General features: G+C 60.7%; 24 protein-coding genes. 10 read left to right on the plus strand and 14 right to left on the minus strand.

All coding sequences use genetic code 11. The features are described from left to right. Positions 1 to 88 precede the first annotated feature (88 nt). Positions 89 to 1,015, minus strand: a complete 927-nt coding sequence (locus NIT7645_RS18605) for a choline ABC transporter substrate-binding protein (RefSeq protein WP_050673827.1) — start codon at positions 1,013 to 1,015, stop codon at positions 89 to 91. Positions 1,016 to 1,479: 464 nt separating this feature from the next. Here NIT7645_RS18605 and rimO point away from each other — a divergent pair, with 464 nt between their 5' ends. The 4 genes from rimO (at position 1,480) to NIT7645_RS18625 (ending at position 4,302) form a co-directional block, all read left to right on the plus strand. After that, on the plus strand, positions 1,480 to 2,901 hold the full coding sequence (gene rimO, locus NIT7645_RS18610; RefSeq protein WP_008562268.1) for a 30S ribosomal protein S12 methylthiotransferase RimO: 1,422 nt from the start codon (positions 1,480 to 1,482) through the stop codon (positions 2,899 to 2,901). 20 nt (positions 2,902 to 2,921) lie between these two features. Then, complete coding sequence (locus NIT7645_RS18615; RefSeq protein WP_008561516.1) at positions 2,922 to 3,428, plus strand: hypothetical protein; 507 nt, start codon at positions 2,922 to 2,924, stop codon at positions 3,426 to 3,428. Between the two features lie 216 nt (positions 3,429 to 3,644). Further along, positions 3,645 to 3,899, plus strand: coding sequence for a CDGSH iron-sulfur domain-containing protein (locus NIT7645_RS18620; RefSeq protein WP_008563072.1), 255 nt, complete (start codon positions 3,645 to 3,647; stop codon positions 3,897 to 3,899). After that, a complete protein-coding gene (locus NIT7645_RS18625; protein WP_050687806.1) occupies positions 3,886 to 4,302 on the plus strand; it encodes a thiol-disulfide oxidoreductase DCC family protein in 417 nt (138 codons plus the stop codon). Before NIT7645_RS18620 ends, NIT7645_RS18625 begins: the two co-directional genes overlap by 14 nt. Positions 4,303 to 4,367: 65 nt before the next feature. Here NIT7645_RS18625 and NIT7645_RS18630 read toward each other — a convergent pair whose 3' ends face one another. The 5 genes from NIT7645_RS18630 to NIT7645_RS18650 form a co-directional block, all read right to left on the minus strand. Further along, on the minus strand, positions 4,368 to 4,646 hold the full coding sequence (locus NIT7645_RS18630) for a DUF6455 family protein (protein ID WP_008558849.1): 279 nt from the start codon (positions 4,644 to 4,646) through the stop codon (positions 4,368 to 4,370). Continuing rightward, entirely contained in the window at positions 4,643 to 4,918 is a 276-nt protein-coding gene (locus NIT7645_RS18635; RefSeq protein ID WP_008563259.1) for a DUF6455 family protein, read from the minus strand. Before NIT7645_RS18635 ends, NIT7645_RS18630 begins: the two co-directional genes overlap by 4 nt. A 40-nt stretch (positions 4,919 to 4,958) precedes the next feature. Beyond that, a complete protein-coding gene (locus NIT7645_RS18640; protein ID WP_008559230.1) occupies positions 4,959 to 5,222 on the minus strand; it encodes a DUF6455 family protein in 264 nt (87 codons plus the stop codon). 106 nt (positions 5,223 to 5,328) lie between these two features. Further along, a complete protein-coding gene (locus tag NIT7645_RS18645; RefSeq protein ID WP_008562351.1) occupies positions 5,329 to 5,673 on the minus strand; it encodes a YigZ family protein in 345 nt (114 codons plus the stop codon). Between the two features lie 38 nt (positions 5,674 to 5,711). Continuing rightward, positions 5,712 to 6,425, minus strand: coding sequence for a M48 family metalloprotease (locus NIT7645_RS18650; protein WP_008561203.1), 714 nt, complete (start codon positions 6,423 to 6,425; stop codon positions 5,712 to 5,714). Between the two features lie 149 nt (positions 6,426 to 6,574). On the opposite strand from NIT7645_RS18650, the gene NIT7645_RS18655 reads away from it, so the two are divergent. Next, entirely contained in the window at positions 6,575 to 6,841 is a 267-nt protein-coding gene (locus tag NIT7645_RS18655; RefSeq protein ID WP_008559699.1) for a DUF8831 family protein, read from the plus strand. 24 nt (positions 6,842 to 6,865) lie between these two features. Here NIT7645_RS18655 and NIT7645_RS18660 read toward each other — a convergent pair whose 3' ends face one another. Continuing rightward, complete coding sequence (locus NIT7645_RS18660) at positions 6,866 to 7,156, minus strand: DUF167 domain-containing protein (RefSeq protein ID WP_008559973.1); 291 nt, start codon at positions 7,154 to 7,156, stop codon at positions 6,866 to 6,868. Between the two features lie 200 nt (positions 7,157 to 7,356). Here NIT7645_RS18660 and NIT7645_RS18665 point away from each other — a divergent pair, with 200 nt between their 5' ends. Both NIT7645_RS18665 and NIT7645_RS18670 read left to right on the plus strand, forming a co-directional pair. Beyond that, on the plus strand, positions 7,357 to 7,935 hold the full coding sequence (locus NIT7645_RS18665; protein WP_008561654.1) for a nitroreductase family protein: 579 nt from the start codon (positions 7,357 to 7,359) through the stop codon (positions 7,933 to 7,935). Beyond that, entirely contained in the window at positions 7,932 to 8,627 is a 696-nt protein-coding gene (locus tag NIT7645_RS18670) for an EI24 domain-containing protein (RefSeq protein WP_050687785.1), read from the plus strand. The genes NIT7645_RS18665 and NIT7645_RS18670 overlap by 4 nt, the downstream gene beginning before the upstream one ends. Before the next feature lie 77 nt (positions 8,628 to 8,704). On the opposite strand, the gene NIT7645_RS18675 is transcribed toward NIT7645_RS18670, so the two are convergent. Then, positions 8,705 to 8,980, minus strand: coding sequence for a DUF1467 family protein (locus NIT7645_RS18675; RefSeq protein WP_008561927.1), 276 nt, complete (start codon positions 8,978 to 8,980; stop codon positions 8,705 to 8,707). 75 nt (positions 8,981 to 9,055) lie between these two features. Beyond that, positions 9,056 to 9,460, minus strand: a complete 405-nt coding sequence (gene mce / locus NIT7645_RS18680; protein WP_008560974.1) for a methylmalonyl-CoA epimerase — start codon at positions 9,458 to 9,460, stop codon at positions 9,056 to 9,058. Positions 9,461 to 9,663: 203 nt separating this feature from the next. Here mce and NIT7645_RS18685 point away from each other — a divergent pair, with 203 nt between their 5' ends. Together NIT7645_RS18685 and NIT7645_RS19570 are read left to right on the plus strand one after the other, a co-directional pair. Beyond that, positions 9,664 to 10,383, plus strand: a complete 720-nt coding sequence (locus NIT7645_RS18685; protein WP_037302122.1) for a response regulator — start codon at positions 9,664 to 9,666, stop codon at positions 10,381 to 10,383. Continuing rightward, positions 10,384 to 10,524: a hypothetical protein gene (locus NIT7645_RS19570; protein WP_159420194.1), complete on the plus strand. Its 141-nt coding sequence runs from the start codon at positions 10,384 to 10,386 to the stop codon at positions 10,522 to 10,524. Positions 10,525 to 10,577: 53 nt separating this feature from the next. On the opposite strand, the gene NIT7645_RS18690 is transcribed toward NIT7645_RS19570, so the two are convergent. From NIT7645_RS18690 to NIT7645_RS18710, 5 genes are all read right to left on the minus strand, one after another. Beyond that, on the minus strand, positions 10,578 to 11,765 hold the full coding sequence (locus NIT7645_RS18690) for a DUF1501 domain-containing protein (protein ID WP_008561435.1): 1,188 nt from the start codon (positions 11,763 to 11,765) through the stop codon (positions 10,578 to 10,580). Between the two features lie 46 nt (positions 11,766 to 11,811). Further along, positions 11,812 to 13,209, minus strand: a complete 1,398-nt coding sequence (locus tag NIT7645_RS18695; protein WP_008560109.1) for a DUF1800 domain-containing protein — start codon at positions 13,207 to 13,209, stop codon at positions 11,812 to 11,814. 197 nt (positions 13,210 to 13,406) lie between these two features. After that, positions 13,407 to 15,191 carry an aspartate--tRNA ligase gene (gene aspS, locus NIT7645_RS18700; protein ID WP_008560782.1) on the minus strand — a complete coding sequence of 595 codons (1,785 nt, stop codon included), beginning with the start codon at positions 15,189 to 15,191 and terminating at the stop codon, positions 13,407 to 13,409. A gap of 185 nt (positions 15,192 to 15,376) precedes the next feature. Further along, complete coding sequence (locus NIT7645_RS18705; protein WP_037302722.1) at positions 15,377 to 16,030, minus strand: aminotransferase class IV family protein; 654 nt, start codon at positions 16,028 to 16,030, stop codon at positions 15,377 to 15,379. Then, entirely contained in the window at positions 15,973 to 17,127 is a 1,155-nt protein-coding gene (locus tag NIT7645_RS18710; RefSeq protein WP_008559876.1) for an aminodeoxychorismate synthase component I, read from the minus strand. The genes NIT7645_RS18705 and NIT7645_RS18710 overlap by 58 nt, the downstream gene beginning before the upstream one ends. Before the next feature lie 188 nt (positions 17,128 to 17,315). On the opposite strand from NIT7645_RS18710, the gene carB reads away from it, so the two are divergent. Beyond that, positions 17,316 to 20,675, plus strand: a complete 3,360-nt coding sequence (gene carB, locus NIT7645_RS18715; protein WP_008561117.1) for a carbamoyl-phosphate synthase large subunit — start codon at positions 17,316 to 17,318, stop codon at positions 20,673 to 20,675. Positions 20,676 to 20,694 lie beyond the last annotated feature (19 nt).

The following is a 20,694-nucleotide window of genomic DNA, read 5'->3' on the forward strand; positions in this document are numbered from 1 at the left end:
AAGTGGTCGGAATTCGCACAAAGGGCGAATTCAGGTCAAAAAAAACCCTCCACCACAAGGCTGTGGTGGAGGGCATTCATGCGTCAGATCACAGACCCAGAGACGCCTTTACTGCTGCGGTTGCATCGCCACCGTCCTTGGTAGTCACACCGTCGAGCCAGCCCATGAACGCATCCGGGTTGGCCTTGAGCCAGGCGCTGGCCGCATCTGCGGGGTCTTCGCCGTCGTTCAGGATTGCACCCATGATCTCATTCTCCATCGCGAGGGAGAATTCGAGGTTCGTGAGCAGCTTGCCGACGTTCGGGCATTCTTCGACATACCCTTTGCGGGTGTTGGTAAAGACAGTCGCACCACCGAAATTCGGGCCAAAGAATTCGTCACCACCGGTGAGGTAGCCCATCTCGAAGTTAGCGTTCATCGGGTGCGGTTCCCAACCAAGGAAGACAACCGGCTCGCCCTTGCGGGAGGCGCGTTCGACCTGAGCCAGCATGCCCTGCTCGGAGCTTTCGACCACTTCAAAACCGTTCAGACCAAAGGAGCCGCCGTCGATCATCGACTGGATCAGACGGTTGCCGTCGTTGCCCGGCTCGATGCCGTAGATCTTGCCCTCAAGCGCGTCCGCATGGGCGGCGATGTCGGCGAAGTCCTTGATGCCCAGCTCGGTTGCGGCGCTGTTGACCGCGAGCGTGTATTTCGCACCTTCAAGGTTTGCACGCACGGTTTCGACGGTGCCTGCTTCGCGGTAGGGGGCAATGTCGCCTTCCATTGTCGGCATCCAGTTGCCCAGGAACACGTCGATGTCACCGTTTGCCATGGAGGTATAGGTCACCGGCACGGACAGGATCTTGATGTCGGTCTCATAGCCGAGCGCTTCCAATACGGTGGTTGTCGCCGCCGTGGTGGCGGTGATGTCCGTCCAACCCACATCGGAGAAGACCACTTCGCTGCAATCCGCAGCAGCCATGCTGGCCGAGGCCACGATCGCGAGTGTCGAGAGCGACGAAAGAAGTTTCATGATGTATTCCCTGTTGTTTTCGAGTTGGCAGGCGGCCAAGGCCCCCACCGGTTTGACACGCTAAGCCTTACCGCATTGCGACACAATCAGCCACCCTTGCGACATCTGGCCGGGCATATTGCCGGTCCTGGTCACGTTCGGATCGCCCTCGCCGCATCACGCCTGTCGGCAGGCTCAGTACCGGGAACCGGGGGTATTCTTGACCCTCTCAGCCCCATTCGTGGCGAAACTCTGCCAAGGATACAGGGGCTGCGTAAACCAAAAACTTAAATAACGGATCAAAAAATGGCGTGATGGGCCAACAAATGTCGGTTTTCACAAATCTGCGCCAGCAATGCGGCATCCGAATCGCCATCACTGACGCGAGAATCCCCAACCTGCCCTGACAGTCCCCCTGAAGGGGAGCAGCAGGGTTGCAAATTCCATTATTCCCAAAGACCCCAGCGCAGGGTATACGCGCGCGCATGACACAGACACCCGGTTCCACCAATCCGCCCAGCCTTCGACCTGATCTCGCGCCCAAGCCCCGGCTTGGTGAGGCGCCCCGTGACGGGCAGCCCACCCTCGGCATGGTATCGCTTGGCTGCCCCAAGGCATTGGTGGACAGCGAACGTATCCTGACGCGCCTGCGCGCCGAGGGCTATGGCGTGTCGCCGGATTACTCCGGGGCTGATGCGGTGATCGTGAACACCTGTGGCTTCCTCGACAGTGCCAAGGCCGAAAGCCTTGAAGCCATCGGTGAGGCGCTGAAGGAAAACGGCAAGGTGATCGTGACTGGCTGCCTGGGTGCAGAGCCGGATTATATCCGCGAACACCACCCCCGCATTCTGGCCGTGACCGGCCCCCACCAATACGAGCAGGTACTGGATGCGGTCCATGCTGCCGTACCGCCCAGCCCCAACCCTTATGTGGATCTGCTGCCTGCAGCGGGGGTAAAGCTCACGCCCCGCCACTTCAGCTATCTGAAGATCTCAGAGGGCTGCAATCACAAGTGCAAGTTCTGCATCATCCCCGACATGCGCGGCAAACTCGCCTCGCGCCCGGCCCATGCCGTTCTGCGGGAGGCAGAGAAGCTGGTGGACGCGGGCGTGCGCGAGCTGTTGGTGATTTCGCAGGACACCTCTGCCTATGGGCTGGATCGCAAATACGATGTGAACCCCTGGAAAGACGGTGAGGTGCGCAGCCATATCCAGGACCTCAGCCGCGAGCTGGGCAAGCTGGCCCCCGCGGATGAGCTGTGGGTGCGGCTGCATTATGTCTACCCCTACCCGCATGTGCGCGAGCTGATCCCGCTGATGGCGGATCCGGACAACGCGCTCTTGCCCTATCTGGATATTCCGTTCCAACACGCCCACCCCGACGTGCTGCGCCGCATGGCCCGTCCGGCGGCGGCCGCCAAGACACTGGATGAAATCAACGCCTGGCGCGCGACCTGCCCGGACATCACCCTGCGCTCTACCTTTATCGTTGGCTACCCCGGCGAGACCGAGGCGGAGTTCCAGCATCTCCTCGACTGGATGGACGAGGCGCAGCTGGACCGTGTGGGCTGTTTCAAATACGAAAACGTCGACGGCGCGCGTTCCAACGACCTGCCGGACCATGTGCCGGAAGAGGTGAAGCAGGAGCGCTGGGAGCGCTTTATGGAGAAGGCGCAGGCGATTTCCGAGGCCAAGCTGGAGGCCAAGGTCGGCCAGACCATGCAAGTGATTGTCGATGACATCGACGAGGACGGCATCGCCACCTGCCGCACCAAAGCCGACGCGCCGGAAATCGACGGCAACCTGTTCATTGACGAGGGAACGGAAGGGTTGCAGGTTGGCGATCTGGTTGCCGTCGAAGTTGATGAGGCTGGGGAGTATGACTTGTGGGGCGTCATAGCTTCATAAGAGAACATTCGAATTCAGTCATGTTTCAGCCGATCGACCTCCAGCCTTTTATCTCTGATTGGGACACCAACAAAGAAAACTCAGAGAGCTATAACTTTGGATACGATGCTTTGCTGGCGTTCGGTTCAGCTGTCCATGACAAGACAGGCCTGCTCGTCTTGGCACATGCCGTCTATGGCTGGATGCCCACAATCCTGAAATCATACAATTTGGACGGCCTTTGTGTTGAGGATATCCGGGGCGGTTTTCTCCCAGAAGAGCCAGCGCTAAATAATTCTTGGGTTGGAACGTCCAAAATGTTCCACTTTCTCGCTCCCGATGTCTGGCCAATTTGGGACAGCCGTGTCGCGTTGCATTTTGGTTTGCCACGCAGTGACCAGCATAATCGCCGCGATGTGTATCAGAATTACTCGGAGTTCATGCGGTTTGAGGCTCAGTCAAGCACAAACCCAACGAACTACAGCAATTTGCGATTTCTGGAGTTGTGCTTGTTTTCGGCTCGCCCCGTAGAAAACGCGACCGAATAGGCCGCACACCTTGCCAGCACCTGACCCTGGGTGGGTGCGAACCGCCCTCTCCGTTTTGCCGGGGGCAAACCTACAGTTTGACGGGCGCGTCGGGCGCTGCCCGCGCTTTGCGCGGGGCTTGTTTTGCACAGGCTTGCGGCTATCTGCCCCTCCCCTCGCGCCAAATCCCTCCTATCTTCTCCCTCAACCGCAACCAGCCAGGGAGATCCCCCAGCCATGCCAAGCGACAAGACAGACACTCCGGACATCGCCCAGAAAGCCCCCTTCCCCGTCGAGGTGACGGAGGGAAAGACCTATTTCTGGTGTTCCTGCGGTAAATCTTCGCGTCAGCCGTTCTGCGATGGCTCTCATGCGGGGACGGGGTTTGCGCCGGTGAAATACACTGCAGAGAAGGACGGAAAAGCTTTCTTCTGCGGTTGCAAGCACACCGACAAGGCGCCGCTCTGCGATGGCAGCCATGCATCCCTCTAGCGCCAAAAGCAGGAACACCACCGTGGCCGATCAGCAAGAGCAGACAGATGTGCTGTACAATGGCGACTGCCCGGTGTGCAGCGTCGAAATCGACCATTATGCGCGGCTGTCGCAACGGCGGGACCTGCCAGTGCGGTTTGACGATCTGAACGCCTGCGATCTGGCCCGATGGGGTGTGGATGCCGATCAGGCGGCGCGGCGGCTCCATGTGCGGCACAAGGGCGAAGTCCTGAGCGGCATCCCCGCTTTTCTTGTCCTGTGGTCCCAAATGCCGGGTTATCGATGGCTGGGGCGGATTGTCGGCCTTCCGGGGCTGCGCCAGCTGGCAACGCTGGTCTATGACCATCTGCTTGCGCCCCTGCTTTATCGTTGGCACCTGCGGCGGATCAAGCGACAGGGATGAGACAAAAATAGGCGCCCCTGCAAGGAGCGCCTGTCAGTGTGTAATGCGCGGAATGCCCGTCTGGATCAGGGCATGAGACGTTTCAGGGTCTGCGCACTTGGGCAGAAATCGGGGACTGCTGGCCCCTCCCCCGGCTTGCGCGCCGATGACCACAGCGCGCAGGCATTGCTGCAACCGCCACTGCGGCAGCGCGTCACCAGCTTGGCATAATCGAGATGACTCAACTCTCCGCTGCGAAGGGCCGCGCTAAGGTCGATGCCCGCAGCCTTTGCCACGGTCTGCAATAGCCACAGATGCCGGAAAAGATCACCGAGATGCTCGCTCTCATAAGCGAGGTCTTTCATGCCACGCGGTCCCGCAGCGCAGTGAGCCTTGCCGCGTTTCGGCACCCTTCCATCGGGGCCATGCTGCGTGGGCTGTCTGTCTGCTCATGAGCGGCCAGAAACCGCTCGCAGCGGTGCACTTCACTACACCCACGGCAGCGGGTGATCATCGCAGCCCAGTCCTGTTGGTCAAAATCTCCGGCCGCGAAAGAAGCGCTCAGATCGGCGCCAACGACCTTCCCCATCCGCGCCATCAGCCGCAGATGTCGGAGGGGATCCCCCAATGTTTGCATGTCAAATCTCCTTGGCGATTCTGGAAAGCCACGCGGGCCCTCAGGACTGGCCTTCGTTCAGAAAGGACAGAAGATCGCGATTGCGGCAGAAATCCGGAGCCTCAGCCCCAGGTCGCGCGCCTTGCTCCATCCACTTGCGGCAGGCACCGACGCCACCACATCGGGTGCAACGCAGAACCGCCTCGCTGATCTCATCAAAGCGCAAATTGCCAGAGATTGCCTCTTCCTGCAGATCAAGCCCCACGGTCTGGGCCATCTGATCAAACAGGGCCGCATGGGTTTTGAGTGTTGCCTGAGTGGTCATCGCGCTTTCCCCAGAATCATTTATTCCAGGTGCAGCTTAGACGTGTGAGGCATCACCGAAATTGACACAGATCAAATGCCCCTAGGGCAACCAGGGGCATCAGGAATTATTTTTTAATTTCATCGACATAAGCGCGGACAGCATCCTGGACGCGGCGAAACCGGTCGCCGCCCAGCTTTTTGCCGCCATACCAGCGGGTCACAATGATCACATGATCCTTCAGCCCGTCCCGCTCCATCATCCGCAGGATCACCATGCCGGCGCCGCTCTCTCCATCGTCGGCCTTCAGCCCGCCGGTTGGCAGCTGAGCGGCCCAGGTGTTGTGGGTGGCTTTGGCATAGGCGCGGTCGGTCTTGAGCGCGGCGAGCACCGCGTCAACCTCCTCGCGGCTGGTGACCTGCGCGCCACTGACCGCATAGCGCGATCCCCGGTCGGTGAGGATCACACCCATCTGGCGGAGCGAGGCGACGGCCTCATCAGGAGTTCGGGTCAATTGAGATTATACCGTCTGATCGTTTCATTTACGATGCGCACCCGGTCCGGATTGGCGGGGTGTGAGCCAAGGAAGCGATCGCCAGGATCCGGCAAACGGTTGAAGAAACGCACACCAACACTGGGACGATAGCCCGCCTTGTGGGTGATGATCGTGCCCAACTCGTCCGCCTCAAGCTCGAAATCCTTGGAATAGGTGCGCGCGCCGACAATGGCCCCGATATCCTGCGCGCGGGCAATGCCTGCATTGCTCGCCCCGGTCGCGCTGGCCAGACCAGCCAGCAGGATAGAGCCCGCGACAGCGCTTTGCTGTTTGCGCGCCAGATGCCCACGGATGTGATGGGCGGCTTCATGGGACATGACAAACGCCAGCTCATCCCGGTTTGCAATCTGCCCCAACATGGCGCGGGTAAAGGTGATCACGGGCCGCCCGGACCGATTGAGGCTCTGATACGCGTTGGGAGGCGCGTTCGGATCGGGGTCAATGCGGATCAGGAAATCACAGTTCAAACCCTGTGTGCGCGCGCGGCATTCCTGCTCTGAAACAGGTTCGACAGCCCGGGTGACAGCGGCAAAGGCGCTATTGGCCTCCGCCGGAGACATTCCCTCTACCGGACCAGAGCGGACCGGCGGCGCGGATACCGGCCCGGTATCAACCGACATGTTGCAGCCCGCAACGGCAAATCCCAACAACAGCAACAGCTTGCGCATGATGTCTCCTCGACGTGGTTTGTCCCATAATATGCGCCACAAAGGCGCAGGATCAATCACATGGCAGACGATCCCCGGCGCAGCGGCACAAGTTCGCGTGAAGCCGTTGCCCTCTTGCCAGCCGTCAAAATGGGGTGCAAGCTGGGGATATGTTTACCATCGAACATGAATTCGACGCCACGGTGATCACGCTTGTTGATGACGAGGCCGAGCTGTTGATGGAAGATGTCTCCATCAATGTTTTTGCAGAGTGCGTCACGGTTGAACAGCTGGACCCCCGCACCGATGAGGTCCAGATGATCACCCTGTCGCACAATCAGATCCGCGATCTTGCCGCTGCGCTTGACCTTCCTGAGGGGGTCTACCGATTTGCTCGCGACGGCGAAGGCGGGGAAGAGGTAAAACCCGGCAGCTGACAGCCAGACCAAGCGACCGCGTCGTCAAGGCCGGTATCCAAAGAGCTTTTCCCGCGAGGTCGCTCCGCGCAGCAGCACAAGATCCCGAGGCGCCACCCTCATGGCTGTTGCGAGCAGTTTGCGCACAGCCTCGGTTGCCTTGCCATTCTCCGGCGCGGTTGTGGTGGTGATCTTCAGGACCAGTTCGCCGCTGTCACCACTAGTCCGCTGAACACTGTCGCGCGCCGCCTTTGGCGTCACACGAACCAGGATGTCCTTGCCCGCCTCGGCAAGGTCGCTGAGATCGGGCAGGTCTTTCTGTTTTGGCTTCCCCATCCCCGCCTATTGGCCCAAGCGCCCCCGGAAATCCATAGACTTTCGGCCCCTGTGCAGGATATCCCCCTTTCCGACTTTGCCCGCTGATCCCTGACAAGGGCTGACCCAGCCAGCACAAGACCGGCCATTTTGGTTGGCTCCACTTGAAAAACCGCTGCTTCCCTCCGAGATAGGGAACGTGATGTAAAAAGGTTTCACATATGCCCGAACGCAACGACGCCGCTCTTGCCTTTCTTCAGTCCCGCCGCTCTCGGCCTGCAAAGACGCTGATTGCCCCGGCGCCAAGCCGCGACGAGCTGATGCCGCTGCTACAGGCTGCAGCGCGCACGCCGGATCACGGCAAGCTGGAGCCCTGGCGCTTTATCGTCGTGGAACGTGGCGCAATGGCGCGCCTTGCCGATCTCACCACCAAGACCGGGGAACGTCTGCAGAAATCGCCAGAGGACATTGCCAAGGCGCGCACGCAATTTGAACTGGGCCAGCTTGCGGTGGTGGTGGTCGAAATTCAGAAAGACAGCCCCAAGATCCCCCCCATCGAACAAAGCTATTCTGCGGGCGCGGTCTGTCTGGCGCTCTTGAATGCCGCATTGGCCGCGGGCTGGGGGGCAAACTGGCTGTCCGGCTGGGCCAGCCACGACCCTATTTTCTGCCGCGAGGCTTTTGATCTGGCCGAAAATGAACGCATCGCGGGACTGATCCATATCGCAACCGAAGGCAACGTGCCGCCAGAGCGGCCCCGCCCTGATCTAGCCGCCATCACAACATGGATAGAAACATGATCCTGAACGATTTTTTCAAGGCGCTCGGCCAAACGGGCGATCCACGCTTTCGTCAGGTGTTGTTTCGCGGGATCGGGCTGACGTTCGGCCTGCTGGTGGCCGCCTATGTGCTGGTTGTGGTGCTGGTTCAATGGCTGGTTGGGCCGGAAATGACGCTGCCCCTGATCGGGCAAGTCACATGGGTGGACAACATCCTGTCAGTGGCGTCTGTCTTCCTGATGTTGGGGCTGTCAGTGTTCCTGATGGTCCCTGTGGCCTCGGCGATGACGTCGCTGTTTCTTGATGACGTTGCCCAAGCCGTTGAGGACCGGCATTACCCCGCCCTGCCCCCTGCACAGAAAACAGCCTTTTGGGATGGGGTGCGCGATACGGTGAATTTCCTCGGCGTTCTGATTGGCGCCAACATCCTGGCGCTGGTGCTGTATCTGGCTTTGCCGCCCTTTGCGCTGTTCATCTTCTGGGGTTTGAACGGGTTTTTGCTCGGCCGGGAATATTTCACTCTTGCGGCGGCACGCCGGGTCGGCATGCCAGAAGCGCGCCGCCTGCGCCGCAAACATATGGGTTCGGTCTGGCTGGCGGGGGTGCTGATGGCGATGCCCCTGTCGATCCCCCTTGTGAACCTGGTGATTCCGATCATTGGCGCGGCGACCTTCACCCATCTGTTCCACAGGCTGGCTGCCCGCGCGGCGTGAACGAATGGCCCAAGCGGGTCGTGACAACAAAAAAGGCGGGCATCGGGCCCGCCTTTTTCATGTCTCAGAGCTGCAGATCACTCAGGATCAGGCAGACGGTCAAACCAGTCAAAGTCATTCACCGTGATCCAGCCGCCCAGGATGATGGTGGCAAGGATGCCCCAGATAACGGCTGCCGCCAGCGTCGTGATCCAGGCCTTTTGCTTCAGATAATGGTGCTCTGGCGCGCCAGCATGGGTGCCCGGCACGATCTCACCCCGGTCGCCCTGGGTTTCCAGACGGATCGGGATCACGATCAGGAAGGTCATGAACCAGATCACTGCATAAAGTACCAAACCGGATGTAACGCCCATGTCTCTCGCCCTCTTGGATCGTGCCGTCAGTCCTGCCCGGACAAATGCGTCCGGGCCTTGGACATGCAGATAGAGTTAAACCTGCTCCAATTCCACCAGGCAGCCGTTGAAATCCTTCGGATGAAGGAAAAGAACCGGTTTTCCATGTGCGCCGATCTTGGGCTCACCGGACCCCAGAACACGGGCGCCCTCTGCCTTCAGTTTGTCACGAGCAGCCAGGATGTCGTCGACCTCGTAACAGATGTGATGGATGCCGCCGGCGGGGTTCTTTTCCAGGAACCCTGCAATCGGAGAATTGTCGCCCAAGGGGTAGAGCAGTTCGATCTTGGTGTTGGGCAGTTCGATAAAGACAACTGTCACGCCATGATCGGGCTCATCCTGAGGGGCGCCGACATTGGCGCCAAGAGTGTTCTTGTACTGGGCGGATGCGGCATCCAGATCGGGCACGGCAATGGCAACGTGGTTGAGGCGGCCAATCATGTGAGGTCTCTCCTGTTGATGTGTTTTGCCGATGTTATCAGCCAGCCCCCTTGCTCGGGCAAGTGCGCCAATCCGCGCGGATCCCATGACGCTGCGGACACCAGAGCGCTGAAAAACAGGGGCCGGAACGCGCGTTCGCACTGTTAACCACGTGTTAGCCTCGATTCCATAGCGTTGAGGCCTATCCAGTAGGAGCCTTAGCCATGGACGATTCGGAACTTTTCGCTGCCGCCCACCGCTTGCCCACCACCAAGCGGCCATTATTGGGGCTGACAATCCTTGTTGTGGAAGACAGTCGCTACGCCTGTGAGGCGATGCGCCTGTTGTGCCTGCGCAGTGGTGCCCGCATCCGACGCGCCGACTGCCTGAAGTCAGCCTATCGCCACTTGAAGGTCTATCGCCCCTCTGTTGTCATTGCCGATCTTGGCCTGCCGGATGGGTCGGGGGCCGATCTGATCCGCGCCGTCGCCGAGAGCAGCCCCCGGGTTGGCGTGATCCTGGGGACTTCGGGCGATGAAAACGCTGAACCCATGGCGATGGAGGCTGGCGCCGATGGCTTCCTGCCCAAGCCCATCACATCCCTTGCCGAATTCCAGTCCGCCATACTGTCGCGCCTGCCTGCCGATCGCCAAATGTCTGGCCCGCGCGAGTTGAGCGATGAGGTGATCGAGCCTGATCTCCTCGCCTTTCAGGACGACATGTCCCATGCCGCAGAAGTGCTGAACGAGGCAGAGGACACCAAGACGCTTGATTATGTTGCCCAGTTCCTCGGCGGGGTCGCCCGCAGTGTCGGTGACAGCAGCCTCGCGGGAGCGGCAGACGAGCTGGCAGATGCCCGCAGCACGGGCCGCCCGGTCGCCGCTGTGACCGCACGTATCGCCGGGCTCGTGCAGGAACGTCTGAAACAGAAAGTTGCCATCTAAATGATAGAAGCTCTGCTGGTCGCCTCGGCCACCTTGGGGATTGTTCTTTATGTGCAGGCCCGGTTTTCGGCGCGCGAAATTCGCCGCAACCGCGAGCGTGATGGCACCACATTGGTCATTCTGGACCGTTCGGATCGCTGACGGTGCTGGCCACCCAGCCCTGACCACCACGTTCTCCGCAAAAGCGGCATGATCTAAGCACGGACGATGCCCGGATCCCTGCCAAGATCCACGCCCGGAAAGATCACATCGCGAATATCGGCACGGTTGGTCTGGGCCATCGCATTCAGGATCCAGCCCATATAGGCCCGCACATCCCCGGTCGGCATGAGATCGCGGCGATCAAACAGCGCCGCCTCGTCAAGGCCGGGCCACTGGCCCAGAACGCGGCCACCTGCAATGGCCCCTCCAGCCAGTACCATAGCGCCGCCGGTGCCATGGTCCGTCCCCCCAGTTCCGTTCTCGCGCACGGTGCGGCCGAACTCGGTCATCGCAACAATCGTGGTCTTGCGCCAAATCGCCGTGCCAAGCCCGGCCTGCAGAGTCAGGATCGTATCTGACAGCCGACCAAGACTGCGGCGCAATGCCCCGGACTGCCGGTTGTGGGTATCCCAGCCATTGATCGAAAATGCCGCGATGCGGCTATCCTGTCGCAGCTGCTGCGCTGCGTAATCTGCGATCCGCCGATGCGCGGCAGGACGTTTTTCCCCGCCCAACGGCGAAGGCGCACCATCGCGGGCAAGGTCCAGCGCTTCTGACAGCGCGGCGTGAAACAGTGGATCATCTTCCATCATCAGGCTGGCCAGCCGTTCTGCCTGCGGGCTAAGCGCCAGTTGCGCATCCGGTGACCAATCCGACACCGGCGCCGGGCCCTGCAGCAGCTTCATCTCGCCCTGACCGATTGCAAATGCGGTGCGCGCCTCCACGCCCGGCGTCACCTGCAGCAACCGGTTCAACCAGCCATCGCGGCGCTGGTGCAAGCCAGGGGTGCCTGCTTCCAGCAGATCCTGCCCATCAAAATGGCTGCGCTTGTTCCGATAGGGCGTGGAAACCGCATGAACAAAGCCCAGCTCTCCCGCCTGCCAAAGCGGCATCAGCGGGGCAAGAGCGGGATGAAGGGAGAAATACCCGTCAAGATCCAGCCCCCCGTTTCCCGGCCCGCCCGCAAGACTGGGGCGCAACCCGGCATAGGCAGGATCCCCATAGGGCTGGATCACGTCCAGCGCATCCATGCCACCGCGCAGAATGATCACCACCAGCCGGTTGTCCCACGGCGCGGCGGCAAAGCTGACCGGCGTCAGCAATGGGCTGGCGGCCAGCGAACAGCCAATGAGGCCACTGCGGGCAAGAAACGTCCGCCTGCTGTAGGTCCGCGCAGGCATTGGCGCCTCTTGGTCTGATTTATGTTGGTTCATCTCCGCCCCCGTCTCAGCGCCGCTGAAATGCTGGTGATGTCAGGATGAGACCAAGGGCCTCGCGTTCGGTTTCCGCAGCAGAGACGACGAACCTCAGCCGTGCATCCTGCCGGGCACCCAAAGCCTGATCTGCCGCCTGCTGCGGATCTGGAAGTGTTCTCAGCAATCGCGCAGGCACGTCCATTGACCAACGGATCCGCTCCGCCAACGCCTGCGGTGTGATCCAGGCCGCATCCGCCTCTGCCCAGCCGTCTGGCCCGCCCGCGAACTCCCATCGCTGTCCCATCGCCTGCATCGGCCTGAGGAAAAAGCGATTGATCTGGCCACGGCTGAGGCCACCTAACGCCGCGGGCGGGATTGCAAGCGCCCGGCAGGCAGAGGCGAGATAGGAAAACGGTGGTTTGACATTCGCAAGCTGAGGCTGCCAGGCCTCTGGATGATCCAGCATCGCGGCATAGACCGCCAAAAGATCACCACCGGTTTCCTGATAGCGGGCAGCCATATAGGCCACCAGATGACGGTCTGGTGCGTCTGACACGAAGTGCACCGCCAGTTTGCGGGATATGTGCTGAGCGGTGGCAGGATGGCGGGCCAGATCACGCAGCGCATTCAGGATGGGTTCGAGTTGCGCACTGTCGCCTCCATAGCTCTGCCCCAGAACGGTTTCGGCACCCGGCTCTGCCCAGCCGGGGCGAAAGGTAAACCCATCCTTCAGCGAATAGCCCAATCCGGTGAACAGCTCTGCCAGCTCGCGGACGTCCTGCTGGGTGTAGGGCCCATCAACCCCAAGCGTGTGAAGTTCCAGCACCTCGCGGGCCAGATTTTCATTGAGCCCGATATCCTGACCCCGACGGTCTGACACGCGTTTGGCGCGGGGGCTGTTGGGCCCGGTCGAGCGATGCTGATCCAGATAATGCAGCATCAACGGGCCGGTAACAGCCGCGATCAACAGATCCTCGAACAGTCCGGAGACATTGGGACGGATGGAGCTTTCGACATAGGGGCTTGCCGCATAGCGCAGCGCAGGCACCTTGCCCTGCGCGGTGAAATGGTCGGCCCAAAACAGCGTCAGCCGTTCCCGAAATGGCTGCGCACTTGTGGCGCACCGCAGCAACCGAGAGCGGAACCAGTCCGCTCTCAGGTCGCGCAGACGGGCACGCTGTTCCGTCAGCGCGACATTCCTGGCTTCAAAGGCCTCTGTACCAACCGCTTCTCGCTGTTCTTGGCGCAGGGAAATGTAGGCGCGCGCCTCTGCCATCGCACCATCAAAATCCGGAATAGGCCACGCCTGCGCGGCAAGATCTGGCGCGGCCAGTTGTGACAGGACATCCTCTGGACCGGTTGCAAGCGCGTGATTTGGCGACAAGCCACAGCCAAAGCGGATTTCAGCCAATTCTCCGTCAAAGCGCATTGCCGTGCTCATCCTCTGATGTCCTGGCCCGATCCTAGTGCATATCGCACCACCTCCACAGGGCCTATCCGGGTTATACGCAGAACTCCGCCATCTCCGTCGCAAGGAGAGTGATGGCCAGGATGTCACCCATGAAAAAGGCCCGGACAAATGTCCGGGCCCTGTGATCGCCATTGCTGGCTGCAGTTTTCGCCGCCTTACTGGTCTTGCGGAATGACGCGCAGGCCAAGTTCCATCAGCTGGTCGTTCATCGGCTCGCTTGGTGCCGACATCATCAGGTCTTCGGCGCGCTGGTTCATCGGGAACATGATGACCTCGCGGATGTTGGCCTCATCTGCCAGCAGCATCACCATGCGGTCGATACCGGCTGCGCAGCCACCGTGCGGCGGGGCGCCGTACTGGAAGGCGTTGACCATGCCGCCAAAGCGCTTTTCGACTTCTTCCTTGCCATAGCCTGCAATTTCAAAGGCCTTGAACATGATCTCAGGCTTGTGGTTCCGGATCGCACCCGACACCAGCTCGTAACCGTTACAAGCCAGATCGTACTGGTAGCCCTTGACCGCCAGCGGATCCGCCAGCAGCGCGTCCATGCCGCCCTGAGGCATGGAGAACGGGTTGTGCTCGAAGTCGATCTTGCCGGTTTCTTCGTCCTTCTCGTAGATCGGGAAATCCACGATCCAGGCAAAGGCAAAGCGGTCCTTGTCGATCAGGCCCAGCTCTTCGCCAATGACGTTGCGCGCGCGGCCTGCGACGGCCTCGAACGACTTCGGCTTGCCGCCGAGGAAGAAGGCCGCATCGCCGACCCCCAGACCCAGTTGCTGGCGGATTGCCTCGGTGCGCTCGGGGCCGATGTTCTTGGCCAGAGGACCGGCAGCTTCCATACCATCCGCACCTTCACGCCAGAAGATATAGCCCATGCCCGGCAGGCCTTCGCCTTGGGCAAATTTGTTCATACGGTCGCAGAACTTGCGGGAGCCGCCTGTGGGTGCCGGGATCGCACGGATCTCTGTGCCTTCCTGCTCCAGCAGCTTGGCAAAAATCGCAAAACCGGAGCCTGCGAAATGTTCCGAGACCACCTGCATCTTGATCGGGTTGCGCAGATCCGGTTTGTCAGAGCCGTACCACAGCGCTGCATCCTTGTAAGAGATCTGCGGCCACTCGTCTGCGGCGTCGACCTTGCGGCCCTTGCCAAATTCCTCGAACACGCCCGCGATCACCGGCGCAATCGTGTCAAAGACATCCTGCTGGGTGACAAAGGACATTTCCATGTCGAGCTGGTAGAAATCGGTCGGCGACCGGTCAGCGCGCGGATCTTCGTCCCGGAAACAGGGCGCGATCTGGAAGTACTTGTCAAAGCCCGAAACCATCATCAGCTGCTTGAACTGCTGCGGCGCCTGCGGCAGCGCATAGAACTTGCCCGGGTGCAGACGCGACGGCACCAGGAAGTCGCGCGCGCCTTCGGGAGACGAGGCCGTGATGATCGGGGTCTGGTATTCGTTGAACCCCTGATCCCACATCCGGTTGCGGATCGAACGGATCATGTTCGAACGCAGCAGCATGTTGTTCTGCATCTTCTCGCGGCGCAGATCGAGGTAGCGATAGCGCAGGCGGGTTTCTTCCGGGTATTCCTGCTCGCCAAAGACCATCAGCGGCAGCTCTTCGGATTGGCCGAGGAACTCGATGTCGCGGATGAAGACTTCGATTTCGCCGGTCGGGATTTTCGGGTTCACGAGGCTTTCGTCACGGGCCTTAACGGTGCCGTCGATGCGGATACACCATTCAGAGCGGACCTTTTCGATCTCGGCAAAGACCGGGCTGTCGGGATCCGCCATCACCTGGGTCACACCGTAGTGGTCGCGCAGGTCGATGAACAAGAGGCCGCCGTGGTCGCGCACGCGGTGGACCCAGCCCGACAGGCGGACGGTTTCACCGACGTGGGATTTGTTCAGTTCGGCGCAGGTATGGCTGCGATAAGCGTGCATGAGGTGACCTTTCATTCTACCGGCACATCAGGCCGGGCGGGCCGTCAAATCGGAGGATGCGCCCAAGATGGCGCGGAATTCATCCGCGGTGGTACACAAGGTTGCAGCGCGCTTGTCAAGCGAACTGGACGAAATCGCCCCCGTCAGACGTGCAAAAGCGCTGCTGGGCGTGCGTGGGCCACAGATCAGGCCAGTTGGACCGGGATCAGCCCCCGCAGGGAATTGCCCATATGAAGCGCGGCTGCCTGTTCCAGATCCGCAATTGTCAGCACCGCTTCCTGTGCCTGCCCGCTGTCCAACAGATGCTGGCGCAGCACGCCGGGAAGCAGCCCGCACCCAAGAGACGGGGTCAGCATCCTGCCCTCGCGCGTGGTCACGAACATATTGGTGATTGTGCCCTCGCACAGCTCTGAGCGGGTGTTGAGAAACAGCAGCTCGTCGACACCCTCGCGCAACTCGGCGCGGGCCCGATCATAGACCGCGCGGCGGGTGGTTTTGTGCCGCAGCCAGACGTCATCCGGATCAAGCCGCACCTCTGCCAGGGCGATGCGCCAGAGAGACGGCGCGCCGGTCAGTGGCGCGGTCGTCAAATCAAAACTGCCGGTGGCATCCATCGTCAGGCGGCACCTCAGCGGTGTTGCGCCCTGCACCTCGTCCAGCATCTGCTCTGCGCGTTGGCGGTTGAAGCGCAGGCCCAATGCGCCGGCGCTGCGAGCCATGCGGGTCAGATGCCCTTCCCTGTTGCGAAAGCCCTCGGCGGGACGCCAGCCCAGTGTCTCGATCAGGCGGAAAGCGGGATCGTTCTGGATGGTGTCACCTGGGCAAAGCGGGCTTTCCATAGGGCTTCCTCATATTCGGACTCTGCGGTGCTGTCCCAGACGACACCACCACCAACGTTGAGCGTGGCCCTGTCGTCTTGCAGCATCACGGTTCGGATTGCGACATTGAATTCCGACGCGCCATCTGGTCCGGCCCAGCCGATGGTGCCGCAATAGATGTCGCGTGCCCAGGGCTCCAGCTCTGCAAGGATCTGCATCGACCGGATTTTTGGGGCCCCCGTGATTGAGCCACAGGGAAACAGCGCAGCAAAGATATCCGCCAGCCCGGCATCTGGCCGCAACTTTGCCCGCACCAGAGAAACCATCTGATGCACGGTTGCATAGCTCTCGACACAGAAGAGCTCTGGCACATGCACCGACCCTGTCTGGGCGACCCGGGAAATGTCATTGCGCAAGAGATCCACGATCATGAGGTTCTCTGCCCTGTTCTTTTCATCCTGACGCAGAAAGTCACGACGACGGGCATCTTCCCGCGGGTCCGGGCTGCGGGGCTGGGTTCCCTTCATGGGCCGCGTTTCAATGGTCCCATCCGCGTCGGTGCGAAAGAACAGCTCTGGCGAGCGCGACAGAAGATCGGGCAGCCCGTCCTGCTGGACCAGCACGCCGTAGCCCACCGTCTGCCTGTGTTGCAGCGCGCCATAAAGCTCCTCAGCGCTGCCATAGGCCTGTGCATCAATCGGAAAGGTCAGGTTGGCCTGATAGATGTCCCCCTTGCCGATATTGCGGTTCACCTCGGTGAAGGCTTCTGCGTAGCGTTCAAAAGTCCAGCGCGGTGTGATGCCTTCCAAACCTGCTTCGTTTTCCGCCTGCGGATGCGTGCAGCCCGCCGAGCCAGAAACGGACGGCGCTTCATAAACTCCAAAGCAGATCAGAGGCAAACGTCGCTCTTGCGGCATCAACGCCGCCAGCTTTGGTTCCAGCGCATAGCCCAGTTCATAAGACGCATAGCCCGCAAGCCAGTACCCTGCCCCACGCGCAGCATCCAGCGCGGCGAGGGCTGCAGGCACCTCACTTGCGTCGTCGGCGCGGATAACGCGCGACGGCTGGTCAAAACATGTCCCGGCCCCCAAAGGCCCCTTGTCAAAGCGAATCCGCACCGGTGGTTGCTCCGTTTTCGTCCTGCGCCGATATATAGCCGTACGCTATGCGAACAAAAGGGAGGGATGCGGCATTTCCAATTCCGTTTCCGATCCCTCTTGAACCTTTCGTCGCGGTCCCTATAACGCAGGACAATTTGGGCGCATGGTGGTGCCCATGACTCGCGCATATCAGAGGGATTCAGGCCATGCCGAAAAGAACCGACATCCAATCGATCATGATCATTGGTGCGGGGCCGATTATCATTGGCCAAGCCTGCGAATTTGACTACTCGGGCGCCCAAGCCTGTAAAGCGCTACGCGAGGAAGGCTACCGGGTCATTCTGGTGAACTCCAACCCCGCCACCATCATGACCGACCCCGGTCTGGCCGATGCAACCTACATCGAACCGATCACCCCCGAAGTGGTTGCAAAGATCATCGAAAAAGAACGCCCCGATGCGCTTTTGCCGACCATGGGCGGACAGACCGGCCTGAACACGGCACTGGCTCTGGAAGAGATGGGCGTCCTCGAAAAATTTGACGTCGAAATGATCGGTGCCAAGCGCGAAGCCATTGAAATGGCTGAAGACCGCAAGCTGTTCCGCGAAGCGATGGACCGCCTTGGCCTGGAAAACCCGCGCGCCACAATCATCACCGCGCCGAACAAGGCAGATGGGTCTGCGGACCTTGATGCCGGTGTTCAGATGGCGCTGGACGAGCTGGAAGACATCGGTCTGCCTGCGATCATCCGGCCCGCGTTTACACTGGGCGGAACAGGCGGTGGTGTTGCCTACAACCGCGAAGACTACATCCACTACTGCCGCTCCGGCATGGACGCGTCTCCGGTCAATCAGATCCTCGTGGATGAGAGCCTTCTGGGCTGGAAAGAATATGAAATGGAAGTGGTGCGCGACACCGCTGACAACGCCATTATTGTCTGCTCCATCGAAAACGTGGACCCGATGGGCGTGCACACAGGCGATTCGATCACCGTCGCGCCTGCACTGACCCTGACCGACAAAGAATACCAGATGATGCGCTCTGCCTCGATCGCGGTTCTGCGGGAAATCGGCGTGGAAACTGGCGGCTCCAACGTGCAGTGGGCGGTGAACCCGGCTGATGGCCGTATGGTTGTCATCGAAATGAACCCCCGCGTGTCGCGCTCTTCCGCGCTCGCGTCCAAGGCAACCGGCTTCCCGATTGCCAAGATTGCCGCAAAACTGGCCGTTGGTTTCACCCTGGACGAGCTGGACAATGACATCACCGGTGTCACCCCGGCCTCCTTCGAGCCGACAATCGACTATGTCGTGACCAAGATCCCGCGCTTTGCATTCGAGAAATTTGCAGGATCCGAGCCCTATCTGACCACCGCGATGAAATCTGTGGGTGAGGCGATGGCCATTGGCCGGACCATCCACGAAAGCCTGCAGAAGGCCCTGGCCTCTATGGAAACCGGGCTGACCGGCTTTGACGAGGTTGCAATCCCCGGCGCCGACGAAACCGCCGACGGCAAGGCAGCGGTCATCAAAGCAATCAGCAAGCAGACCCCCGACCGGATGCGCACCATTGCGCAGGCCATGCGCCACGGTCTGAGCGACGATGAAATCCAGGCCGTGACCAAGTTTGACCCCTGGTTCCTGGCCCGCATCCGCGAAATCATCGATGCCGAAGAAAAAATCCGCGCTGACGGCCTGCCGCAGGACAGCGAAGGCCTGCGCGCGCTGAAGATGCTGGGGTTCACCGACGCCCGCCTTGCGAAGCTCACCGACCAAAGCGAAAGCGACGTGCGCAAGGCACGCCGCGGTCTTGGGGTCAATGCCGTCTTCAAACGGATCGACACCTGCGCGGCAGAGTTCGAGGCCCAGACCCCTTACATGTACTCCACCTATGAGGCACCGGCCTTTGGTGACGTGGAATGTGAAGCGCGCCCCTCTGACAAGAAGAAAGTTGTCATTCTGGGCGGTGGCCCCAACCGGATCGGTCAGGGGATCGAGTTTGACTATTGCTGCTGTCATGCCTGCTTTGCACTGACTGATGCGGGCTACGAGACCATCATGATCAACTGCAACCCGGAAACGGTGTCGACTGACTATGACACCTCTGACCGGCTGTATTTCGAGCCGCTCACGTTTGAGCACGTGATGGAAATCCTGACCACGGAACAGGAAAACGGCACGCTGCACGGCGTCATCGTTCAGTTCGGCGGCCAGACCCCGCTGAAACTCGCGAACGCGCTGGAAGCGGAAGGCATCCCGATCCTCGGCACCTCTCCCGACGCCATCGACCTGGCCGAAGACCGCGAGCGGTTCCAGGCACTGGTCAACCAGTTGGGCCTGAAGCAGCCGAAAAACGGCATCGCCTCCACCGACGCGCAGGCGCTGGAAATTGCAGGCGAGATCGGTTTCCCGCTGGTGATCCGCCCGTCCTACGTGCTGGGTGGCCGCGCGATGGAAATCGTCCGCGATATGGACCAGCTGAAGCGCTACATCGCAGAGGCCGTGGTGGTTTCCGGCGACAGCCCGGTACTGCTCGACAGCTACCTGGCCGGCGCGGTGGAACTGGACGTGGATGCCATCTGTGACGGGACCGAGGTTCACGTTGCGGGCATCATGCAGCACATCGAAGAAGCCGGTGTTCACTCTGGTGACAGCGCCTGCTCCCTGCCGCCCTACTCTCTCTCCAAGGAGATCATTGCAGAGATCAAGATCCAGACCGAGGCGCTGGCCAAGGCGCTGAACGTGGTGGGTCTGATGAACATTCAGTTCGCGATCAAGGCCAATGACGAAGGCAAGGACGAGATCTTCCTGATCGAGGTAAACCCACGCGCCTCGCGGACCGTCCCGTTTGTGGCGAAATCAACCGACAGCGCCATTGCCTCCATCGCCGCGCGCGTGATGGCTGGCGAGCCGCTCTCTGCCTTCCCCAAACGTGCGCCCTACGAACCGGATGCGGGCTATGACGTGAACACACCGATGGCGGATCCGATGACCCTTGCAGACCCGGATATGCCGTGGTTCTCCGTCAAGGAGGCTGTGTTGCCTTTCGCCCGCTTCCCCGGTGTCGACATTCTGCTTGGCCCGGAAATGCGCTCTACTGGCGAAGTCATGGGTTGGGACCGTTCCTTTGCCCGTGCCTTCCTCAAGGCGCAGATGGGGGCTGGCATGGTGCTGCCTTCCAAGGGACGTGCCTTTATCTCCATCAAGGACGCCGACAAGGGCGCCCTGATGTTGGAGGCTGCGCAGATCCTGATTGGTCAGGGCTTCACCCTTGTTGCGACGCGGGGCACACAAAGCTGGCTCGACGGTCACGGTGTGGCCTGTGAAATCGTGAACAAGGTCTATGAGGGCCGTCCGCATGTTGTGGATATGCTCAAGGACGGCAATGTGCAGTTGCTGATCAACACCACTGAGGGCGCTCAGGCGGTTGAGGACAGCAAAGACATGCGCTCTGTCGCGCTCTACGACAAGATCCCCTATTTCACCACGGCCGCAGGTGCCAACGCCGCCGCCCGCGCGATCAAGGCACAGGCTGAGGGCGATGTCGAAGTGAAGAGCTTGCAAGGCTGATCCACCAAGCTTTGAAAAA

Origin of the sequence: Phaeobacter italicus (assembly GCF_001258055.1) — a bacterium.
Taxonomy (GTDB): Bacteria; Pseudomonadota; Alphaproteobacteria; order Rhodobacterales; family Rhodobacteraceae; genus Phaeobacter; species Phaeobacter italicus.